Below are 23,396 nucleotides of genomic sequence, written 5' to 3' on the forward strand. Positions count from 1 at the left end.
ATTACTTGAATGTTTTTAATTCAATGAATATTTCAATAACTATCAATGATTTATAAATTTTAGCATGGTTTTTAGCGTGTTTTTTATCCATTTTTCAAAGAGAATGATTTTTTTTTAAAAATTTAATTTATTTGGGCCGTTAACTTTTGTTCTTGTTAATTTTTTTTAACATATTTGCAGATTATAATTAAATAGTGTTAATATGAATGTAAAATTACGATTGTTATCCGTTGGCGTATTGTTCTTTACGGGACAGGCATTAATGGCTCAACAAAAGACTAAGGCTAAGACAGATACAGCTGCAGTTAAAAATATCGAGGAGGTAGTTTTAGTTGGAGGTATAAAATTAGATCCAGCAGTGAAATTAGGTTCTTATACTGTAGTATCTAAGGCTAACTTTGAATCCACTCCCGTAGCCTCAATTGATGAAGTTTTAAATGGAAGAGTTGCTGGTTTAACTTTTTCAACAAATGGTGGTGATCCAGGGTCAACTAATTTAATTACAATTAGAGGGGTGGGGTCTTTAATAGGAACTCCTAATCCATTATATGTGATAGATGGAGTTGTGGTAGGAAAGGGCTCTGATAATTCACAAGTTATGGAATCGTGGAATCCTTTGGCCAGTATTGATCCCAATGCAATTGAAAAAGTTGCCGTTCTAAAGGATGCCTCTGCTACAGCTTTATATGGTGCTAGAGGAGCTAATGGAGTAATAGTAGTTACTACTAAAAGAGGTAGATATAATCAGAAAACTAGATTTAACCTGTCAACAGATATGTCTGTTCAAGATATTGCATACGATAAACAAAAGTATATGAATGCTGATGAGTATCTAAAATGGGGAGGATTGATGTATGTCAACCAAGCATATAGAGCAGGTCAAACATTAGATATGCAAACAGCAATTGGTCAATTCGCAACTGATAGTAATTATGATGGATATACTAATGAAAGTTGGCAAGATGCGGTTCAGAGAAAGACATCTACTGTAAATACATATAATTTTTCGGCGACAGGAGGTGGAGAAAATACATCTTTTCGTTTAGGAGGATCCTATTATCAGAATGAACCTTTAGTGCTAAATAGTAAATTTGATAGACTTAGCTTAAACTCTGCTATAGATCATAAAATATCAGATAAATTTAATTTAGCATTTAATGCTAATTTTACAAATGTAGAAAGAAGAACTTATGATGATGGAGGGGCATATAGAAATCCATGGTTAACTAACTGGTATATTGCGCCAATATATCCTGTATTTAATCCAGATGGAACATACAACCAAACCAATTTAGGTAATGGGAATGAGGATTTTAATCCTGTTGCTGTTCAAAATATGGACTTTATGACGGGGTCAATTAAAACATTTGTATCTTCAGTAAATGGTGAATGGCAATTTGCAAAAGGATTCTATGCAAATTCATTATATGGGATTCAATATCAATCATTGGATGAAAAACAATTCTGGCATCCAGATATTGCAGATGGACTTAACTATGGAGGATATGTACTAGAAAGTAGAACGAGTGCTTTTGATTGGAACTGGAATAATTCAATTAGTTTTAGAAGAGTATTAGCAGAAAAACATGACATCCAGGCATATCTTGGAATGGAATATCAAGAGCATAAATATTATGTTTTGGGTGCACAAGCTGATAAACTTTCTAGTCCATTGCCATATATTTCTTTTGGAACCCCAGATTTCCTTCCTTCTTTTTTCACAAGAGAAAAATGGACTCAAATTTCTTACTTTTCTAGATTGAACTATACATTTGACTCTAAATACTCTTTCTCTGGACAAATGAGAAGAGATGGGAATTCAACGTTAGGAAATTCTAAATTTGGTAATTTCTGGTCTGTTGCTGGTTCATGGAATGCTTCAAATGAAAGCTTTGTCCCGGACTTTTTTAGCCAGTTAACCCTTAGGGCTAATTATGGACAAATAGGTAATATTCCTTACGCTGATCAATGGGGAGCATCATATAATTCATTGGCATTAATAAGTCCATCATTTTTATATGGTGCAGATACTGCGACAAATATAACTCAGGCTGGTAACCAAGATTTAGTTTGGGAAATATCCAAACAAGGAAATATAGGAATTGATGTTGGTGTTTTTGAAGGCAATCTAAGTGCTTCGGTAGATGTTTATAATAGAAAAACTGTAGATGCTATTTGGCAAAGACAAACAACAAATACTGCCGGATCATTAGATAGTTATTTTGCGAATGTTGGTACTATTTTAAATAAAGGTATAGAAGTTACCTTAAACGCAAGACCTTTTAACAAAGGGGATTTTAAATGGATTCTAGATGGTAACTTTGCATATAATAAAAATACTGTTGAAAGTCTTACTAATCCAGATGAAATAACCCTTTCAGGAACAGCAAATAGCATGAGAGCTACCGCGGAAGGACATCTTTTGGGTGAATATTATACGTATGATTGGGCAGGCGTTGACCCTAGCAATGGGGATGGTTTATTTTGGACAGATGCATCTCACACTGAAACAACTAATAATAGAGCTCAGGCCCAAAGAGTTTGGCAAGGTATCTCTCCTTTCCCTAAATATACTGCTGGTTTAAAAAGTGAATTTAGATATAAAAATCTATCTTTGAGTTTATTCTTTACAGGTCAATTCGAATATGCTGTTCATAATAGATGGCAAAATTATATACTAGGAGATGGTTCAGCTATTAATAATCAAATCACAGATGCATTATATGATAGTTGGACGCCAACTAATACAACAGCCTCAAACCCAATTCAATTGCCTGGTTCTGCAAACCCAGTGAATGCTGCAGGCCCATCAACAAGATGGATGAGAGATGGTGACCACATCAGATTAAAAGAAGCTAAAATTTCTTATAGCTTTGGTCCTCTTTTAAAAGATGCTGGAATTGATAACTTAACGCTTTATTTAAGAGGATTTAACCTTTGGTTATATACGTTTGATAAAAGCCTTACTTTTGATCCTGAAGCAAATTCAAATGCTGCTGGAGCATCATGGCAAGGTAAAGGATTGTATGACTATACATCTCCAATCATGAGAAGTATTTCTTTTGGAGTTTCTGTGGATTTTTAAAAAATTATTATTATGAAATTAAGAAAAACATTTATTTATATATTGATAGGAGCATTGTCTTTAGCTTCATGTAGCGAGAATAGATTAATAGAAAACCCGGTTGATCAGTTTCCGCTTGAAGATCCGCTAAGAAGCGAGTCTGATATGAGATATCTTTTAAATGGGGTTTATGATCAATATTCTACAGCAGCAGGTTTTGGTACAGATATTTTGGTTTTTGGAGATTTGATTTCTGATAACGTATTTATAACTTCTCAAAATACTGATGTTGCTTATAGAACTACTGGTTTTTTGAATTGGTCTGCGGATATATCAGATTTCGGAATGCTTGATGAATTATATGATGGTATTGTATTAGCAAATGCAGTTATCAATGATAAATCATTGCCGGAAACTCCCACAGTTTTAAACTATAAAGGAGAAGCTAGAATAGCTCGTGCTTTAGGTTATTATTATGCAGTAAGTTTCTATTCTCCTAACCCAACATCTGGAGTAAATCAAGAATATGGTGTACCACTTAACCTTGGAAAATATGACCCAAATGCGAAACTCCCTAGAGCAAGCGTTTCAGAAGTTTATGATTTAATAATTTCTGATTTAACGACAGCATTGAGTACAATGACAAATGAAACACCGACAGATAATAATGGAGCACCTAATAAAGGCTTTTTAAGCCCAACTGCAGCAAGATTATTACTTTCAAGAATCTATTTGACAAGAGGTGCAACAGGTGACTATCAAAAAGCACTAGAGTATTCTAATCAAATTATCAGTTCTGCAGGTACTAATTCTTTTGGTTTTGTTTCGAAAAGTGATTATGTAAATTATTTTACATCGTCTGACATTTCTGTAAGCGAAAACAGACCAGAAACAATTTGGGAAATCAACATGACTTCTACGCCATCAGAGAATACAGGGGTTAATAACTCAATATCTTCTTTTTATGCAAGTAATGGAACTAAAAGAAGATTTTTGTTTAGAAAAAGTTTTTATGACTCTTTCTTATCGACGGATGTAAGAAAAGGGTTGTTGACCACAACTCCAGCGCTTAACGAAGGAACGAACGTACCTCCAGGTGTATGGACCAGAAAATATATAAGAACAACTTCCGAAGGGAACTTTACTCAAAACGTTAAGGTTTTTAGAATGTCTGAAGCATATTTGAATAAAATCGAAGCTCTTAATAAGTTAGGTAATACTACCCAAGCTCTGACAGAATTAAATGCTTTTGCGACAAGCCGTGGAGGGTCAATATATACTTCTGCAAGTATTGAAAATATTTTAACTGAAAGAAGAAAAGAATTTTTTGCAGAAGGACAAAGATTCTTTGATTTGAAAAGAAATAATCTAGGATTTTCTAATACAACCAATTGTTATAGTATTGTTTGCTCTGTTCTGGGTAATGATAAACTGTTTGTTATTCCTATGCCTTTAAGGGAAATGAACCTTAATAATAATATGAAACAATATCCAGGCTGGTAGGATATAATAATTTTAATATAAAAGAGAGAACGAAGATTCTCTCTTTTGTTTTTTAGAAATTACTATTTATATCTTAAAAATGTTAATTTGTTGAAATATTGTTCGGATTTTTGTTTTTTTTTCTTATTTTTACTGTAAAATTAAATTTTATCATATGAAAAAAATATTATTTTCTTTAGCATTGCTTTCTGTGGCGAACTTATCGCAAGCTCAGAGTTGGGTGCCTAAAACAACTGGAGCTCCAGCATTACACTATGTAAATGTTCTTAAAGCTGTAGATGCCAATACAATTTGGTTTAGTGACACAGCGGCTTCTTCTGCTACAGATACAGGAAGATACATTGGTTTATCAACAGATGGAGGTAACACTTGGTCAAATAAATTAATTTCTGGTCCGGTTACTGCTGCAACTATTGGAGATATGCACCCGATTTCTGCTACTACTGCATGGATTGTTAGCTCTGGTTCAGGTTCCCAAAATGGTATTTGGAAATCTACTAACGCCGGAACAAGTTGGACGAAACAAACAACAGCATCATTCAGCACAGGGATTTCTTTTGCGAATGTGGTGCATTTTTGGGATGAAAACAATGGTTTTTGTGCAGGAGATCCATTTGGTACAGGAGCTAACTTAAGATACGAAATGTACACTACAACCAATGGTGGTACTACTTGGACGAATATCCCTACTGGAACAGCACCTACCCCGCTTAACGGTGCGGAATATGCATACACCTCTAAAATCACAGTTCAAGGTAATAATATTTGGTATGGAACAGACCTAGGAAGAGTTCTATACTCTCCAAACAGAGGAGCCTCTTGGCAAGCATTCCAGACGCCAGCAGTTGATTTTGGAGGTGTGACTGTTGAGGGTTTTACAGCTGATGTAGCATTTAAAGATTCTACTAATGGATTGTTGATATCCGATGAAGATGGAGTTTCTTTGTTATATTCAACTTCTAATAGTGGAGCTACCTGGACACCGATCACTCCTAATGGAACTTTTTATTCTAACAATATAGTATATGTTCCGGGAACGGCCAATACTTATGTTACTTCAGGGTTTGATTTGGGGTCATCTTATTCAACAGATGGTGGATTGAACTGGACTGAGATTCCAGGAGATGCAACTTATTCTCCATACTTTGGCTCATTAGCATTTGTAAGTTCGACTGTCGGTTTTGCAGGAGGGGTTAGTCAGGCGGTTAGTACCGCTACAGGATTGCCAATCCCAGCATTCAGTGTTTTTTCAGGCGACCTTAATTTAGGTGTTTCTGATGTAAACGCTAACAAAACCAAATTGACTGCTTTCCCTAATCCAGCTGTAGATGTTGTTACTTTGAAATCTTCTAAAGATATCAAAGAAGTTGCAATCATCGATCTATCTGGTAAAATCGTTAAGAGAGAGAAATCTAATGGACAAATCAATGTTTCTAATCTTGCAAAAGGAACTTACGTAGCGCAAGCTGTTTATGCTGATGGAAGTGTTGAAAACACTAAAGTTATCAAAAAATAATTTATATATTATTTATATAATTAAATCCCGCAATTTGCGGGATTTTTTATTTCAGTATAATTAGTATTTTTGTACTCAAATTTCCTTGATGAAATACTTATTCACTCTGTTATTGTTTTTGAATATCATTGTTAATGCACAACAGATAAACAAAACGGATTCTAACAAAATCTCTTCCGATACTTTAAAAGTAGATTCTGGAGAGAAGGATTCATTAGAGATATATAAACCAACCATCCATGATTATCAGGTCAAAAAAAGATTCTCTGAAAAGAAGATCTACGATACGACATTTGCTATTGAGAGGTCATATATCGTAACCCAGTACAACAAAAAAGATAACTTTGGAAAAATCCAATATGCTAATGTTGGTTCAGGATTTCAGAATTTGATGTATGAAAAAAATTCTGAACAAAATCTCAGCCTTCTCCCTGAAAACAAATCATTCTACATTTTAGGAGAAAATGACATCAATTATTACGATGTCAAAACACCAACAACCACATTTTTCTATAACAACGCAATGAAAAATGGAGGACAGCTTCATACAACCTACACGCAGAATGTCGGCAAGAATTTCAATTTTGCGATAGAATATATGGGATTAAGGTCGCAAGGTCTTTATCGAAATAGTTTAGCGGCAAGTAACAATACGATTTTCAGTGGTCATTATACTTCTCCGAATGGTAAGTATGAGGCCTATGCCCATTACATTCATCAGAACGTAAACAACCAGGAAAATGGAGGAATTGCCGATTTGGATGTGTTCTTAAGTGGTGATTCCAGATTCAATAATCGTCAAAATATTGAGACCAATTTATCTGGTGCAGAATCAAGATATGGTTACAGGCGATATTATTTCAGTCAGGAATTTTCACCTTTTGACCCGGCGAAATACCCATTCAAACTAAGGCATACAATTTATCATCAGGGAAATAAATACTATTTCTCGGAAACTACAACGAATACAGATTTCTTTGGTGGTATAGATATTACAGGATTTCCTCTAGGGAGTAAAAAGTTTTCCAATAATTTTAGCAACACATTCAGTTTGGTTTGGGATAATGAGAAATTCAAACTAGATGCAGGATTCCGTCATCAATATATTACGTTTGGAAACAAAAATGCTTTTCCATTGTTACAGATTCCGGGTTATTTCAAAGAACAGAGATTCGGAGCTGTTGGGAACTTACAAATTAAATTGTTAGACAAAATCCAATTGAAATCCTTTTTGGAAATTTCCAAAGGTTCAGAATTTGGAGATTATATCAAGACAACCAACGAATTGGTTTTCGAGCCTATCAAAGACTATCTGATAGAAGGACGAGTTAATTTCCAATCGGCTTATCCAAGTTTCAATTATCTGGTGAACTCTTCGCATTATCTCAATTACAACTATTATCTGCAAAACCCGAATAACGAAGCGGTAACCCAAATCGGCGGAACTTTGAAATTGGCAAAGTGGTTCAACACACAATTGTTTGTCGATTATTATAGAATCGATAATTATACATATTTCGACAGTTCAGCAAAACCACAACAGAGCTCATCTTCACTCAACATTTCCCAGATTGGAGGAGAAGCAACAGCAGGCTATAAAAGATTTCATTTGAACGGAAGAGTCTTGTTTCAGAAAGCTTTAACGAATGATAATCTTCTGCCAATGCCAGATTTTATTGGTAGAGTTAACTTATATTATCAGGCGCCGGCATTCAAAAAAGCGGCGGAAATCCAAGCAGGTGTGAAATTGTATTACTTCACCAAATTTGCTTCCAGAGAAATTTCACCAATTCTCAACGAGTATATTTTGCCGGGAACAAATGCTTATTCAATTGGAGGGCAGCCTATTGCCGATGTTTACATCAATATGAGGGTGAAGCGTATGTTTTTCTATGTAGAGGGTCAGCATATCAATCAGACCTTTATGCAGAACAAATCTTTCACGGCGCCCAATTACCCTATTTATGATTTTCGATTGAATTTGGGCGTGGTTTGGTATCTTTTCCACTAATTTTGTTAGAATAATTATGGCAGCTTTATCCGCCTGTAGTTTATCCTGAGCTTGTCGAAGGGCTCCCAATTTGTCACACTGAGCTTGTCGTAGTGTCTGCTCAAGTCGGCCGCAGTTTCAAGATAAAACAATATTGTTATACAGAATTTGACAATTGTTTTCTTTGATGAGTTTTACGTCTTTGCGAGCCTTAAAAACAGTCAGTAATTAAAAAAATCTTTGCGAACTTTGCGTTCAAAATTTTAAAGTAAAAAAATCACCAACCAAATGACCATCGGTTTCGAACATATAGACAGCATTCCAAAACTCGTAAAAGACTTTCTTAAAAAAAACCTGGACGGATTTGAGGGAAAAGTTTTTGATTTGGAGAATTTCAAAAATCAGATTGAAGAAAGACAAAATTCCTATTCCGATGATAAAAGACAAATTCTTCATAATGCGATTTTCTCTCAGAATCAGGAAGAGCAGATGTCTCCAAAACAATTGGAATTTCTCTTTTCTTTGAAAGATAAAAATACATTTACCATTACAACTGGTCATCAGCTTAATCTGTTTACAGGGCCTGTTTTCTTTGTTTATAAGATTTTGCAGACCATCAAAACGGCAGAATTTTTAAAATCCAATTTTCCGGAATTCAATTTCGTTCCTGTTTTTTGGATGGCAACGGAAGACCACGACTTCGATGAAATCAATCATTTTAAAACAAGAGAACATTATTACGAAATCAAAGGCAATGCGGGTGGCGATGTCGGAAATATCAAAATCGATGATACATTTTTCATTCAGGAATTTGAGAAAGAATTCAAAGATAATCTCTATGGAACTGAATTGATTCTTTGGGTTAAAAAAGCCTATCAGAAAGGAAAAACCCATACACAGGCGATTCGATATTTGGTGAATCAATTGTTTTCGGATTACGGATTACTGACCATCGATGGAAACGAAAAAGAGCTAAAAAATCAGGTCAAAGATATTTTCAAAAAAGAATTATTATCGAATCAACTTTTTGAAACAACTAAAAATCAAAGACAATTTCTGGAAGATAATTATGGCAAAGTCCAAGTCAACCCAAGAGAAATCAATCTGTTTTATTTGACGAAAACCAGAAATAGAATTGAGAAGATCAACAACGATTATTTCATTCTTGACACCGATTTGAAATTTTCTCAGGAAGAAATTCTAAACGAGCTCGAAAATCATCCGGAAAAATTCAGTCCCAATGCGGTTCTTCGTCCTGCTTATCAGGAAACGATTATGCCAAATCTGGCTTATGTTGGCGGAAATGCTGAGATTATGTATTGGATAGAGTTGAAAGATTATTTCGAATCCATTAATCTGCCTTTCCCGATTTTGATTCCAAGAAACTCAATGTTGTTTTTGGAAGAAAAAACTTTTAGAAAAATTGAAAACTCCGGATTGAAAATCGAAGATTTCTTCGGGAATTTTGCAGAAGTCATCAATCAAAAAATATTAGATAACAACGAAATTAAACAACTTCTTGAACGGAAAGAACAAGATTTGATTAATTCGTTTTCAGAAATAAAAACAAAGGCTGAACAAACGGACAAAACTTTTGCAAACCTTGTGAATGCAGAGGAAACTCGACAATTAAAATCATTCAAAAGAATGCAAAAACGTCTTCTGAAAGCGGAGAAAATAAAACAGTCAGAGAAATTGGATCAGATGCAAAATCTGTTTTTGAAAGTCCATACGGGCGGAACCTGGCAGGAAAGAGTATTGAATTTCAGTGTGTTCTATGCGGATTTTGGAAAACAATGGATTGCCGGTAGTTATCAACAAATGGATGTTCAAAAATCGGAACTGATAATTTCTTCCATTTAATCTGAAAGCATTATTTTTGTAACATTATATAAAAAGGATGGTTAAAAAGATTTTCATTTTATCAGGACTTATCGGATTTTTAGGGCTTTCGGCGCAGAAAACCCACACTGTTGCACCAAAGGAAACACCTTACGGTATTTCTAAACAATATGGTATCACGATTGATGAATTGTATCAATTGAATCCTTCCAAAAAAGAAGGTGGTCTTAAAATTGGCGATGTTATCGTTGTTTCAAAAGGAGGCAGCGGTACAAAAGCTGTATCTTCAACGCCAGCACCTGCAACTTCTGTAGCTAAAACAGGAAAAACAGGAACCATTACCTTACAGCCAAAGCAAACCATTTACGGAATTACAAAACAGTATCAGATTTCTGAGGCAGACCTTAGAAAACTGAACCCTGAACTGGATTCTCATATGAAAATCGGTGACAAGATTACTTTGCCATTAGATAACATTCAGAAATTTGGAGGTTCTACGCCTGCAACTGTTGTTCAAACGACAACAACGACAACGACAGAAAAACCTGCGGAAGTAAAAACAGTGACTAAAACTGAAACTACTTCTTCTGACAAAAGTCTATATGTTGTTCAGGCAAAGGATAATTATTATAAAATCTCGAGACAGTTCAACCTGACACAAAAGCAATTATTTGCTTTGAATCCAGGATTGGAAACAACAGGTTTGAAACCGGGAGAAGCGATTAGAGTTTCCGGTTCGGATTCTGCAGCAAGTTCTTCTAATTCTATCAAGGTTGAGGATAATTCTCAAAGCAATGCGACATCAGCTCCGGTCACTGAAACGACAAGGCAGACAACGGTTTCGGAGCCAACGAAAACTTCTTCATCTGTAACTTCTTCGGAAGATGATTATGTGACTTACACGGTTCAGAGTGGCGATACAATGTTCAGTATTATGAACAGATTCAATGTGACACTTGACCAATTGATTAGCCTTAATCCAAATCTTTCTGATGGATTGAAAGCCGGGATGACTTTGAAAATCAAGAAACAAGACCCGATGTATTCTAAGAAAAGCGGTGATGTTTTGAGTGTTGTTTTGATGCTGCCTTTCGGGTACGATGCGAACGATGCGAAGTACAGAACAATGTCTATGGATTTCTTGACCGGCGCAAAATTAGCAGCTGAGAGAAATGCAACAAACGGACAAAAATTGGATATCAAAGTTGTAGATGCTGGAAATGAAACAACTTTCAAAAATAGTCTTTCCCAGATCAATCCGGATAATACAGATTTGATTGTGGGGCCTTTTTTCAAATCAAGTGTTCTTGAAGTTCTAAGATTTGTGAATGATAAAAAAATTCCTGTAGTTGCACCTTTTGCTAATTCGGAAGACCTTTTTGATTACAGCAATTTGATTATCATCGAAACTGAAAATTCAGTTTATTCGGACAGAATCGTGAAAGAAGTTGGTCAGGTTTATCAAGACCAAAAAATCTATATTGTTGCAGATAATTCCAAAGCAAATGCTAATGCAATTAAAGCTGGTTTGGAAAAGTCATTATCAAAACCTAATGTTGTTATCGTTAATTCTTCATCAGAGATTCAGTTGGAAAATAATATGATGACAGGACAATCGGTTCCTGTGATTGCGGTTTTAGCGGACGATGACGAATCTGCAGGTGCTGCTTTTGCTTCGAAAGTTATAGCCCTTGGAAAACAGACAGAAGGTGTGAAAGCTTTCAGTATGTTCTACAATCCAAGTTTTGAGAAAAATGTAGATGATCTTTCAAAAGCGAGTTTGGTTTATCTGATGGATAGAAAAATCAATTACGATGGCGATTTTGAAAAGGAAATTCTTGCAGCTTACAAAGGCAAATATTGTAAAACGCCTTCAAAATATGCCGTTATTGGTTTTGATGTGATGAACGATATGTTGACGAGAGAAAATAAAAAAGGAGAAATTTTCAAGCAGATAGGCAAATCACAAACTCAGTTAGCTACAAAATTCGAATTTGTAAAAGCAAAACCAAATGGCGCTTATATCAACAACGGCTACAGAGTTGTGAGATTGATGCAGTAAGTTATAGTTGATAAGCGATGAATGATAATTGATTCAAGATTCGCTATTATATCTATTTGGCTTTGAGGTTTGCGTTCAAAAAAAGATTAGTATTAAAATAAAATTTTTAAAACATTGATGGATCAACTATCATTCATCAATTATCATTTATAAAAAATATGAAAGCACTTGTATTTCCTGGGCAGGGTTCACAGTTTGTCGGGATGGGAAAAGAACTTTACGACTCCCGAAAAGATGTGAAAGACCTGATGGATTCTGCCAATGATATTCTTGGTTTTGATATTGTTTCTGTGATGTTCAATGGAACAGATGAAGACCTTAAAAAAACCAGCGTCACCCAACCAGCTATTTTCCTACACTCTGTTGCTGCTGTAAAAGTAGTGAACGGTTTGGGCGCAGAAATGGTTGCCGGACATTCTTTGGGCGAATTTTCCGCTTTGGTTGCTAACGGCGTTTTATCTTTCGAAGACGGACTGAAATTAGTTTCCGAAAGAGCACAGGCAATGCAGATGGCTTGCGATATTAATCCAAGTTCTATGGCTGCAATTCTTGGTCTGGAAGATGCCAAAGTTGAAGAAATCTGTGCAGAAATCGAAGGCATTGTAGTTCCTGCAAATTACAACTGTCCCGGACAATTGGTAATTTCCGGAGAGACAACAGCTGTTGAAAAAGCTTGCGAAGCTTTGAAAGCGGCTGGTGCAAAAAGAGCTTTGTTGTTGCCTGTAAATGGTGCTTTTCATTCGCCATTGATGATGCCTGCTCAGGAGAGATTGGCAGCGGCGATTGAAAAAACAAATTTCCGAAAAGCAACAATTCCTGTTTATCAGAATATCACAACAACTGCGGTTTCTGACCCGGAAGAGATCAAGAGAAATCTTATTGCTCAGCTGACAGGTCCAGTAAAATGGACGCAGAGCGTTCAGAATATGATAAAAGACGGTGCGAATAATTTTATAGAAGTTGGACCAGGGAAAACACTTCAAGGTTTGATCAAGAAAATTAATTCGGAAGTTTCTGTAGCCTCTGCAATATAAATAATCAACAAATGAGCAGGATATTTTCACCAGGCAAGTTAATGCTTACCTCAGAATATGTTGCTGTTGATGGCGCTCTTGTCCTGGCTGTTCCAACAAAGCTGGGACAAGAGCTTTTTTATACAGAGAATGAAGACCAGAAGTCATTGATTTTTTGGGAAGCTTATCATCAGAATCAATTATGGCTCAAAGCTGTCATCGATTATAAAAATTGGAAAATCCTGGAAACCAATGATTCCAAAGCTGCCGAGTTCATTCTCAAAGTTATCAAGAATGTTCAGGATCTTTCTGAAACCAAACTAAAAGACGATTCTTCTTATCACATCAAAACCAATCTTCAGTTTCCTTCAGACTTTGGATTGGGAAGCAGTTCTACCTTGATGAACAATCTTGCAGAGTGGGCAAACATCGATGCCTTTACTCTTAACGAAATCAGTCTTGGTGGAAGTGGTTATGACGTTGCTGTTGCCAAAGAAAAATCCGCAGTTCTCTACAGCCGTTTTCCGGAAAGGACTTATAATAAAATTGATTTCAATCCGAGTTTCAAGGATGAATTAATTTTTATTCATCTCAATCAAAAACAAGATACGAGAGAAGGAATTTCTCATTACAAATCTAAGCCAACTTCAACAGAATTAATCAATGACTATTCTAAATTAACCAAAATGATTGTCAACAGTCAGAATTTGAAAGAATTTTCTGAATTAATGACAATTCACGAGCAAAAACTGTCCGATTTCCTCGAAACTCCAACTGTGAAAGAAAAATATTTCCAAAATTGTCCAAGCTTTGTCAAAAGTTTGGGTGCTTGGGGAGGAGATTTCGTTCTTGCGTCCAAATTTGGAGATTACCAAGACTATTTCGAAAAGCAAGGTTTCACCAAAATATTTTCTTGGTCAGATTTAATTAATTGATTATTAATTAATTATGAATTTTTATTGAACTGATGAAAGTCAGTTTATAAAAACTTTGATAATTCGCCGATATTTTTACATTTGTCGCAACACCCTTAATCTTCAAAAAAATTAAAAATGGACAAGTTAAAATCTTATCTTGAACGCCAAGGTATTTTCAATCCGAAAGAGATCATCCACAATCCAACTTACGAAGAAATTTTCCAGGCAGAAATGAACCCGAACAATTCCGGATTTGCTAAAGGCGTTTTGACAAAGTCGGGAGCTGTGGCTGTAAAAACCGGAATTTTTACCGGCAGGTCTCCAAAAGACAGATATATTGTAAAAGACAATATCACTCAGGATACGATCTGGTGGGACGGAAACATCAACCGCCCAACCACAGTCGAAGTTTTTGATGAGCTAAAAGATATCGTAACCAAAGACCTTTCTGGCGACAGAATCTATGTTATCGATACATTTTGCGGTTCTAACGAGGACACGAGACTGAAAGTAAGGTTCGTGACAAAAGTCGCTTGGCAGGCTCATTTTGTGATGAATATGTTTATTCGACCGTCTCATTATGACCTTCAGAATTATGGAGAACCGGATTTTTTGGTCATCAATTCTTCCGAATCTGTAAATCCAAATTGGCAACAACACGGACTTAACTCTGAAGTGTTTGTAATGTTCGATTTGACCAAAAAAATTCAGATTATCGGTGGAACCTGGTATGGCGGAGAAATGAAGAAAGGAATGTTCTCCATCATGAATTATTACCTTCCTCTGAAAGGAATGGCTTCTATGCATTGTTCCGCAAACGTTGGCGAGAAAGGCGATGTTGCTGTTTTCTTCGGGCTTTCCGGAACTGGAAAAACCACACTTTCCGCAGACCCAAAACGTTACCTGATCGGCGATGATGAGCACGGTTGGGATAACAATGGTGTTTTCAATTATGAAGGCGGATGTTATGCAAAAGTAATTGACCTTAGTAAAGAAAAAGAACCGGATATCTATGGTGCTATCAGAAGAGATGCATTATTGGAAAATGTGGTTACGGATGATGAAGGAAACGTAGATTATACTGATGGTTCGATTACGGAAAATACAAGAGTTTCCTATCCAATTTATCATATCAGCAAAATTGTCCTCCCTTCCAAAGCTGGTCACGCAAGTAAGATCATTTATTTGTCGGCAGATGCATTCGGGGTTTTGCCTCCGGTTTCTATCTTGACAGACCAGCAGGCACAATATCATTTTCTTTGCGGATATACATCCAAATTAGCAGGAACAGAATTGGGTATCACAGAGCCGACACCTTCTTTTTCACCGGCATTCGGAGAAGCATTTTTGACACTTCATCCAACGATGTATTCTAAAACATTAATCGGAAAAATGAAAGAACACGGTGCAAAAGCATATTTAGTAAATACAGGTTGGAACGGAACCGGAAAAAGAATTTCCCTGAAAGATACAAGAGCGATTATTGATGCGATTATTGACGGAAGCATTGATAAAGCTGAAACCAACAAAGTTCCTGTGATGAATCTGGAGTTCCCGACATCGTTGCCAAATGTTTCCGAAAACATCCTTGACCCGAGGGATACGTATGAGAATAATTCTGATTGGGAAGCTAAAGCTAAAGATCTGGCTGCGAGATATATCAAATATTTCGAGCAATTCACTGATAATGACGAAGCATTGGAATTGGTTTCTTCGGGACCGATTTTATCAGAAGTTCATCAGGACTAGAAAGATAATAGAAACGCTTCCAAATTGGAAGCGTTTTTTTATTTAAAAGGCTTCGAGAGCCTCAGCCTGACAGCATAAATCTATTGAATTAATTTCCCATCTTGTTGCAGAATAACTTTATTATTTTGTTCAACTGTTAAATCAATTTCCGGAGCATCTTTTTCGCCAATAATTCCTCTGTAAATGATATAACTAAATTCGCCTTTTTTGAAAGTAATAGTATGATTGCCACCGCTTCCATCCATTCTGATTTCGCCATTGGTCAAGATCAAATCGGGTTTTGTAGATTCTTTTTTGCCTAATTTCCAGGATGCATAGCGGTATTTTCCGTTGTCCAACTCATCAATTCTAATCAAATAATTTTTGGTAGTGAATTTATAAACAGGCGATTTATATTGTTTCAAAGACGAAAACAGATTTTTCTTTTCGTTAGCAATAATGTTGTTTTTTTGATTTGTTTCAAATTGGCTTTGATAATTAAGTGCTGTAATTCTTCCATCGGTATCAATCCACAGGTCTCCGTTATCCAGCATTATTCCGCGCCAGCCAACTTCTGACCATTGTTCAATTTTCGAATTTGAAATTTGATCAATGATTTTCTCATCAAAAATCTGATTGAATCTTTTCTTGAAATCAGCACTGTTTTTAACACTAGGAATTGGATATTCTCTTCTCAGAGGATAATTAATGATTTTAGTAATTCCGTCAATATTTTTGGACTGAAATAACCTGATTACTTTCTGAATATTCTCGGTTTTAGTTTTATCCAGCTTTTCGTTTTGAGAAAATACAACACTGGAAATCAATAAAAAGAAAAATAAAATCTTGTATTTCATTACAAATTAGTTTTTATTTAAGGAAAGGATTATGCTCTTTTTCAAAACCGATTGATGTTGGTTCTCCGTGACCACTGTAAACTTTGGTATTTTCTGGCAAAGTCAGCAATTTATTTTTAATACTTGAAATCAATTGTTCGTAATCGCCTTTGTGAAGGTCGGTTCTCCCTATGCTCATCATAAAAAGCGCATCACCGGAAATCACAAATCCATTGTTTTCATTATAAAAAGCAACACTTCCCGGCGAATGTCCCGGAACATCGTAGATCTCAATGGTTTCCGGTCCTAAATCTAATTTTTCTCCTTCTTTGATCTGCTGAATCTTTCCTTTGAACGCCGGAAAGAAAAAACCATAATTTTTTGCGGTAAAAGATGCACGATCAAGAATCTCCATCTCATCAGGATGTATCAGGACCGGAACATTAAATGTATCATGAGCCCATTGTAGACCAATAATATGGTCAATGTGAGCGTGTGTCAGAAGAATATTTTTGATGTTAAGTTCATTCGTCCTGATGAATTCTCCCAGAACTTTGGTTTCCTGTTCAGGCATATTGCCCGGATCTATAAGAAAAGCATCCTTTTCATCGTTATAAATGATGTATGTATTCTCGGAAAATGGATTAAATGCAAAGGATTTTACGTGCAGCATTCTTTTTATTTTAATTGTAAAAATATAAAACATTAACTTAGCAAGATGAAGGTTATTAAACTATTTTTTCTTTTTTTAGCAGCGATTTCTTTTGGGCAGGAAATTAAAAGCATCCAAGTTTTCAATCCCAAGACCAATGATGAGACAGCTGTCATCGGACAAGGCGAACAATTGATTTTGAGATTTGACGATCTTTCAAATACAAGCCAGCTTTATCGTTATACCTACAAACATTATAATAAGAATTGGGAAGATGATGGTCTTTTCTTTACCGAATTTGCCAATGGAAGTATGAATGCATTGATAGAGAATTTCCAATTTTCCTTCAATACTTATCAGAAATACACGCATTATCAGCTGACTTTTCCGAACGAAAAGATTCAGCCAAAGATTTCCGGAAACTATGAGATCATTGTTTACAAAGATTCTCAGGACAAACCATTGTTCAAAAGAAGATTTTCTATCTATGAAGACGGAGCCAATCTCGGCATCAATGTCACAAGATTTATAGATGCCAGAAACCCAAATGCAAAACAAAGAATAGAGATCCAGGCTACCGGAAGCGGTGCGGGAATTACCAATAATCTTTCCTCGCTCTCTTTGAGCGTCATCCAGAATAACAATTGGGGAATCGCCCTGAACAATATTCGCCCGAGTTCTACGCTTGGGAATCAGCTTTTATTCCAACAATTGAATTTGGCTTTTCCTGGAAATAATGAGTTTTACTACTTTGATAATAAGACCATGAATCAAGCTATGGATATGGTGGCCAATACGGAGAATATAGATGGCGCAAATCAAACCTATCTTTATCCTGTTTGGGCTTATCCTGCAGATTATCAATATCAACCAGATGTGAATGGTGCGTTCTATTTCCGAAGAAATGATCTGGGAATAGAAAGGGATGCTTCCAGAGAAGGTGATTATTCCTGGGTGCATTTTGCTTTGGATAGCCAGAGATTTGATAAAGAATTCTATGTTCTGGGAATGTTCAATGATTATAAAGCTGACAAAACCAGCCAAATGCAATATGATGAGAAAGCTCAAAAATACATCGCAAAGATCTATCTGAAACAAGGTTTTTACAATTATATCATCGCAACAAAAGAAGCTGATGGAAAACTGAATTACGGCGAGGTCAACGGCAACTTCTGGCAGACAGAGAATCTTTATCAAGCATTCTTATATTACACACCTTTCGGCAGGAATTTCGATGGACTGATCGGGTATGGAGAATTCCGGACGCCGGTTAGATAAATGATCTTATGAATTAATTTAATCTGCCTTGCCTATTCATTTGCTCTCTTTATGTAAAGATAGATCGCAATAGGGGCAAATACGATATTTGGAAGCCACATTGCTAAAAGCGGAGGTAAGGTTTTGTTCTCGGAGACCACATTCAAAACCTGAAAAGAAAATACGAACAAAAAAGCCAAAGCAATTCCCAAAGCGAGATTCAGTCCAAGTCCGCCTCTTTTTTTCTGAGAAGACAAGGACAATCCTAAGAAAGTCAGAATAATAATTGAAACAGGCATGGATGTTCTTTGATAAAGTTCATTGTAGAAGGAAGTGACATTGTTATTACCTTTCATTCTTTCGCGCGTTATCATTTCTAGTAATTCAGGCGTAGTTTTGTTTTGAGCTACCAATTTATCCGGAAATAATTCGGAAGGCGGAAGCTTGAAATCCTGAATCTTGTTGACCCCATTTCCAAGAATTTCTGTATTATCCTTTTTGATGGTTCTTTCCGTATAATTGCTGATGACAAAATGCTTTTTCTTTACATCCCACTGGATGTCGGTCGCCATGATCTGATAGGTCAGATTCTTGTTCTTATCAAATTTTTGATACATATAACCAGAGCCACGGTTTTCTTTTTTGTTGTAGCTGTTGACAAAGATATATTCGCTGGGATTGATGTTAGACGCAATCGTCATATTCCCTAAAAGTTTTTCCTTGTTTATAGCGTTATAGGTATAAGGTTCCAGCACATTCTTCTTGATATTGGACCAGGGCAAAATGAAATGGTTGACGGCCAGAGTGATAAATGCAATCAATAAAGATGTGATAAGATAAGGTCTCGCAAATCTGTGAAAACTTGCACCACTGCTAATGACAGCAACAATCTCTGTGTTGTTTGCCATTCTGGAAGTGAAGAAAATCACCGTGATAAAGACCAGGATCGACATAAAGGTCAGAATCAGGTTCATGATCCAGAACGGATAGAAATTCAGCAAGAAATAACCTACCGTAAAACCATTGCTCTCAATTCTTGGCGTTTTTGCCTGAACATCCACAACCATGATGATCACAGACAGTAATACCAACATAAAAATGAGGGTTCCCAAATATTTCTTGATGACGTAAAGGTCTATGATCTTCATAAGGTCAGATGTTGGATGTCAGAAGTCAGAAGATTTATCAATACTCATCTGATTCTTTTTACTTTTCTCTTATTCTTTTACAATCTTTGTTTTAACTGAGGAATGATCTGCTCTTTCCACTGATAAAAATCTCCTGCGATAATGTGCTCTCTCGCTACTTTTACCAAGTCCAGATAAAATGCCAGGTTGTGAATCGATGCGATCTGCTTTGCCAGGTATTCTTTCGCTACGAAAAGGTGACGGACATAGGCTTTGCTGTACTCCTGGTCCACAAAACTTGTCCCAAACTCATCCAAGGGCGAAAAGTCAGTTTTCCATTTTTCGTTTTTCATATTCATCACACCTTGCCACGTAAAGAGCATAGCGTTTCTTGCATTTCTCGTTGGCATCACACAATCCATCATATCAACTCCAAGACCTATGCTTTCAATGATATTCCAAGGTGTTCCGACACCCATCAGGTATCTTGGTTTGTCTTTTGGAAGAATGTCGGTTACTTCATTGGTGATTCTGTACATTTCTTCTTCCGGCTCTCCAACAGAAAGCCCGCCAATAGCGTTTCCTTCTGCTCCTGCTTCTGAGATTACCTCTGCCGAAATTTTTCTCAGGTCGGAATAACAAGAACCCTGAACAATCGGGAACAATCTTTGCTTGTGTCCGTACAATTCTTTGTTCTCTTCCGTCCAATCGATGCATCTTTTCAACCAACGATGTGTAAGCTCCATTGAGGTTTTCACAGCATTATAATCGCTAGGATAAGCAATACACTCATCGAAAGCCATAAAAATATCTGCACCGATCTGTCTTTGGATCTGCATAGAAATCTCTGGTGACATAAATTGCAAACTTCCGTCGATATGGGATTTAAATTTCACACCTTCTTCAGTGATCTTTCTGCTTTTTGCCAAAGAAAAAACCTGATAACCGCCGGAGTCTGTCAAAATTGGTCTGTCCCAGTTCATAAATTTGTGGAGTCCGCCCGCTTGCTCCATAATGTCCATCTTTGGACGAAGCATCAAATGATACGTATTCCCAAGAATAATTTGCGCTTTTATATCTTCCTTCAGTTCTCTCTGGTGGACGGTCTTTACCGATGCAACCGTTCCAACCGGCATAAAGATCGGGGTTTGGATTTGTCCGTGGTCCGTCGTAATCACTCCAGCTCTTGCCTTTGATTCTGAAGTTTTTTCGATTTCAAAAAATTTCATTCCTTATATTATTAATTTCCCAAATTCGGTCTTTGCCGAAAAGAATCCGTCTCGCAAACTTATCTCGCTTGTGGTGGCAACTCTGGGTTTTCCTTTAATTTTTTATTGATGTAAGCTTCCGCCTTTGGGTCTTTCGCCTTGATCAATTCCTGCGCCTGATCCATAATATCTTTCAGAACGTCAGGTTTTGTCATGTAATATTTATAACTATCCGAGAATAGTTGTCCCTTGATATTATATTTCTTAAGAATAAATCTTGTGGCATTTTCAGAATTGATATTTCCTCCGATGGTATAGCTTTGGTCATTGATGGCAAAATCCGCGATGATCTCAGCCATTTTTTCTTCGGACAAAATATGCTCCGGTTTTTGTATCGCCTCTTGACAAGACAAAACACAGAAAATCATCATTAAAGAAAAAATAAAATGTTTCATATTATAATTTTTCCACCACATAGGCACAATAGATTTTAGAAAGAAAAGTTCCCCCATTAGTTAAAATAGCTATTTGGACTTTGTTTTTCATTTTTTAAACTACAATTTCTATGTGTCTATGTTGTTTTAATACTTAGAGCTTAAATTTAATTGCCAGTAAAATATTTTACAGCATTAATTCAAAGCTTTATTTTTTAATTTTCTCACTGATTTTACCGATTCAGCAGGTCATTATTTACAAATCAAATCAGCGGGATCTGCAAAATCGGCGAAAAATAATATTTAATACAAATTTAACATAACAGGTTCTTTACAATTTTCCGATAAGGTTTTTCCATTTGAGGTTCAGAACTCCGAAAACAGCTTCCTGGATGATTCCGCCATTCATTTTGCTTTCACCTTCGGTCCTGTCGGTAAAGATAATTGGGACTTCTACGATCTTCAGATCTTTTTTGAAGACGCGGTATTTCATCTCAACCTGGAAACCGTAACCTTTCAGCTTGATCTTATCCAAGCCTATTGCGATCAATGTTTCTTTTCTGAAACAAACAAAGCCGGCTGTCGTATCGTGAATCGGAAGTCCGAGAACAAACCGGACATACTTGGAAGCGAAATAGGAGAGCAAAACCCTTCCCATCGGCCAGTTCACAACATTCACACCTTGGGAATACCTGGAGCCGACAGACATATCCGCATCTTTACAAGCTTCATAAAGTTTTATCAGATCTTTTGGATTGTGGGAAAAATCGGCATCCATCTCGAAAATGAAATCATACTCGTTATGAATTGCCCATTGAAATCCGTGGATATAAGCTTTACCCAATCCATCTTTTATTTTTCTGACCGTCAAATGAAGCTGAAGCGGATATTTCTCACGAAGTTCTTTTACAATATCTGCAGTTCCGTCAGGAGAAGAATCGTCAACCACCAAAATATGAAAGTCCTGCTGTAAGCCAAAAACAGCAGAAATGATCTTTTCGATATTTTCTTTTTCGTTGTAAGTAGGAATAATGACTAATTTCTTCATTCTGCAAATAATTTGCAAAGATAATCTTTTACCGGCTAATGTTTTTTGGTCGTTTGTAAATTAACTTTTTTTAACCAGAAATAAACCCGGTTCGAATTATTTCAAACCGGGTTTATTTCAGTTAAGCAGTGGTACCGATGTACTGCGAGCTTGAGACGGTTTGCTCATCGTTTGACCGGAAGGCCATCCAAACATGGAGTGTTTTTTCCTGGAAATTGATCGGCACAATGGCCGAGTAGGTAGCCTCCGAACGAATTGCTGCGTTCTCTATAAAGAATGTGAAATTTTCCCCTTCTGCTGCCAGGAGGATCTGGGCAAGGTCATTCTCTCTATCGACATTCCCTGCAGAGTTGTCCTGCCATGTGATATCTAATTTGTCTCCCGATAATTTTATCGAGAGCGGAATGGCTGCTAAAAGACCTCCTTTTGAAAAAGCCAGAGCGGGGTAGTCCGGAGTAATGGATGAGGCTGCATAGTCTATTTTGAAGTTCTCCATCAGATTGGTCATTGCCAGATTATAGCAAGACCTCATCCCACTTCTGTTCCCGAAATGCCTGCAGGCATATCCTTTGTAAGACTGCATGAACTCTGCGCATCGTTTCATCCGGTTCTGGATGAGAAGCTGTTTGGCGGTTGGTTGAGCATTTCGTTTTCTCGGGCGAGTCCTTGTGATCTCGTTCCCATAGACGTTGGCCACCACGATACGTCCTGTACGTCCCGAAGTGCCTGATAATAATGAGTCATATAATTTTCCCATAATACATGTTTTTTTTTGTTAATGAATTTAAATTAGAACTTTATCATCAGCTGAATGATGCGGCAAATGTATTATGGTGATACGACAGAAGTTGACGTGTTATTTTTTATTTTGGATTTTTTTATGAAAGGCACATGAAGTTTTAACAGGTCACTGGTTTTGTTTTCCCGCAGATCTCCATGATCTGGGCAGATCTATTTGTTTCTATGATTTTCTGTTAACATAATATGGAGTTTGTATATCCCATGTATATCCATTCTATATCCAATTTATATCTATTCTATATCCTTTGTATATCCTTTGTTCGATGCTCGTTCGATGATTGTTGTCAGATCTTGTCTTTTTATAAAAAAATGCTATTAAATCCATTTAACATAATAAAAAAGCATGAAAAATATTTTGGATCCAGTAAAAAAACAATTAATTTTAGGAAAAAATAAAA

General features: G+C 36.3%; 17 protein-coding genes. 10 read left to right on the top strand and 7 right to left on the bottom strand.

The window, feature by feature from the left end:
- The first annotated feature begins 202 nt into the window (after positions 1 to 202).
- The 9 genes from BLT30_RS00720 to pckA all read left to right on the top strand — a co-directional run bounded on the left by BLT30_RS00720 (position 203) and on the right by pckA (position 15,656).
- Entirely contained in the window at positions 203 to 3,085 is a 2,883-nt protein-coding gene (locus BLT30_RS00720; protein WP_089870563.1) for a SusC/RagA family TonB-linked outer membrane protein, read from the top strand.
- A gap of 12 nt (positions 3,086 to 3,097) precedes the next feature.
- Positions 3,098 to 4,567, top strand: a complete 1,470-nt coding sequence (locus BLT30_RS00725; RefSeq protein ID WP_089870565.1) for a RagB/SusD family nutrient uptake outer membrane protein — start codon at positions 3,098 to 3,100, stop codon at positions 4,565 to 4,567.
- A gap of 154 nt (positions 4,568 to 4,721) precedes the next feature.
- Positions 4,722 to 6,083, top strand: coding sequence for a T9SS type A sorting domain-containing protein (locus BLT30_RS00730; RefSeq protein WP_089870567.1), 1,362 nt, complete (start codon positions 4,722 to 4,724; stop codon positions 6,081 to 6,083).
- Between the two features lie 88 nt (positions 6,084 to 6,171).
- Entirely contained in the window at positions 6,172 to 8,094 is a 1,923-nt protein-coding gene (locus BLT30_RS00735) for a putative porin (protein ID WP_089870569.1), read from the top strand.
- A 267-nt stretch (positions 8,095 to 8,361) separates the two neighbouring features.
- A complete protein-coding gene (bshC, locus tag BLT30_RS00740) occupies positions 8,362 to 9,936 on the top strand; it encodes a bacillithiol biosynthesis cysteine-adding enzyme BshC (protein ID WP_089870570.1) in 1,575 nt (524 codons plus the stop codon).
- Positions 9,937 to 9,973: 37 nt separating this feature from the next.
- Positions 9,974 to 11,977, top strand: coding sequence for an amino acid ABC transporter substrate-binding protein (locus BLT30_RS00745; RefSeq protein WP_089870572.1), 2,004 nt, complete (start codon positions 9,974 to 9,976; stop codon positions 11,975 to 11,977).
- Positions 11,978 to 12,135: 158 nt separating this feature from the next.
- Positions 12,136 to 13,011: an ACP S-malonyltransferase gene (gene fabD, locus BLT30_RS00750; RefSeq protein WP_089870574.1), complete on the top strand. Its 876-nt coding sequence runs from the start codon at positions 12,136 to 12,138 to the stop codon at positions 13,009 to 13,011.
- 11 nt (positions 13,012 to 13,022) lie between these two features.
- Positions 13,023 to 13,925: a GYDIA family GHMP kinase gene (locus tag BLT30_RS00755; protein ID WP_089870575.1), complete on the top strand. Its 903-nt coding sequence runs from the start codon at positions 13,023 to 13,025 to the stop codon at positions 13,923 to 13,925.
- A 117-nt stretch (positions 13,926 to 14,042) separates the two neighbouring features.
- Positions 14,043 to 15,656 (top strand): phosphoenolpyruvate carboxykinase (ATP), encoded by a 1,614-nt coding sequence (gene pckA, locus BLT30_RS00760; protein WP_089870577.1) that lies wholly within the window; start codon positions 14,043 to 14,045, stop codon positions 15,654 to 15,656.
- Between the two features lie 80 nt (positions 15,657 to 15,736).
- On the opposite strand, the gene BLT30_RS00765 is transcribed toward pckA, so the two are convergent.
- Entirely contained in the window at positions 15,737 to 16,492 is a 756-nt protein-coding gene (locus tag BLT30_RS00765; RefSeq protein ID WP_089870578.1) for a hypothetical protein, read from the bottom strand.
- Between the two features lie 13 nt (positions 16,493 to 16,505).
- A complete protein-coding gene (locus tag BLT30_RS00770; protein WP_089870580.1) occupies positions 16,506 to 17,144 on the bottom strand; it encodes an MBL fold metallo-hydrolase in 639 nt (212 codons plus the stop codon).
- A gap of 45 nt (positions 17,145 to 17,189) precedes the next feature.
- Between BLT30_RS00770 and BLT30_RS00775 the strand changes: the two genes are divergently transcribed.
- A complete protein-coding gene (locus BLT30_RS00775; protein ID WP_089870581.1) occupies positions 17,190 to 18,401 on the top strand; it encodes a type IX secretion system plug protein in 1,212 nt (403 codons plus the stop codon).
- 32 nt (positions 18,402 to 18,433) lie between these two features.
- On the opposite strand, the gene BLT30_RS00780 is transcribed toward BLT30_RS00775, so the two are convergent.
- The 5 genes from BLT30_RS00780 to BLT30_RS00800 all read right to left on the bottom strand — a co-directional run bounded on the left by BLT30_RS00780 (position 18,434) and on the right by BLT30_RS00800 (position 22,954).
- Positions 18,434 to 19,528, bottom strand: a complete 1,095-nt coding sequence (locus BLT30_RS00780) for an LptF/LptG family permease (RefSeq protein ID WP_089870583.1) — start codon at positions 19,526 to 19,528, stop codon at positions 18,434 to 18,436.
- Between the two features lie 77 nt (positions 19,529 to 19,605).
- Positions 19,606 to 20,736, bottom strand: a complete 1,131-nt coding sequence (tgt, locus tag BLT30_RS00785) for a tRNA guanosine(34) transglycosylase Tgt (protein WP_089870585.1) — start codon at positions 20,734 to 20,736, stop codon at positions 19,606 to 19,608.
- A gap of 59 nt (positions 20,737 to 20,795) precedes the next feature.
- The gene (locus BLT30_RS00790; RefSeq protein WP_175487111.1) at positions 20,796 to 21,170 is read right to left on the bottom strand and encodes a DUF4296 domain-containing protein; all 375 of its coding nucleotides are present in this window, start codon (positions 21,168 to 21,170) and stop codon (positions 20,796 to 20,798) included.
- 310 nt (positions 21,171 to 21,480) lie between these two features.
- Entirely contained in the window at positions 21,481 to 22,197 is a 717-nt protein-coding gene (locus tag BLT30_RS00795; protein ID WP_089870589.1) for a polyprenol monophosphomannose synthase, read from the bottom strand.
- A 121-nt stretch (positions 22,198 to 22,318) separates the two neighbouring features.
- On the bottom strand, positions 22,319 to 22,954 hold the full coding sequence (locus tag BLT30_RS00800; protein WP_089870590.1) for a DUF6266 family protein: 636 nt from the start codon (positions 22,952 to 22,954) through the stop codon (positions 22,319 to 22,321).
- Positions 22,955 to 23,396 lie beyond the last annotated feature (442 nt).

Source organism: Epilithonimonas hungarica (assembly GCF_900102265.1).
In the GTDB taxonomy this organism is placed as follows: domain Bacteria; phylum Bacteroidota; class Bacteroidia; order Flavobacteriales; family Weeksellaceae; genus Epilithonimonas; species Epilithonimonas hungarica.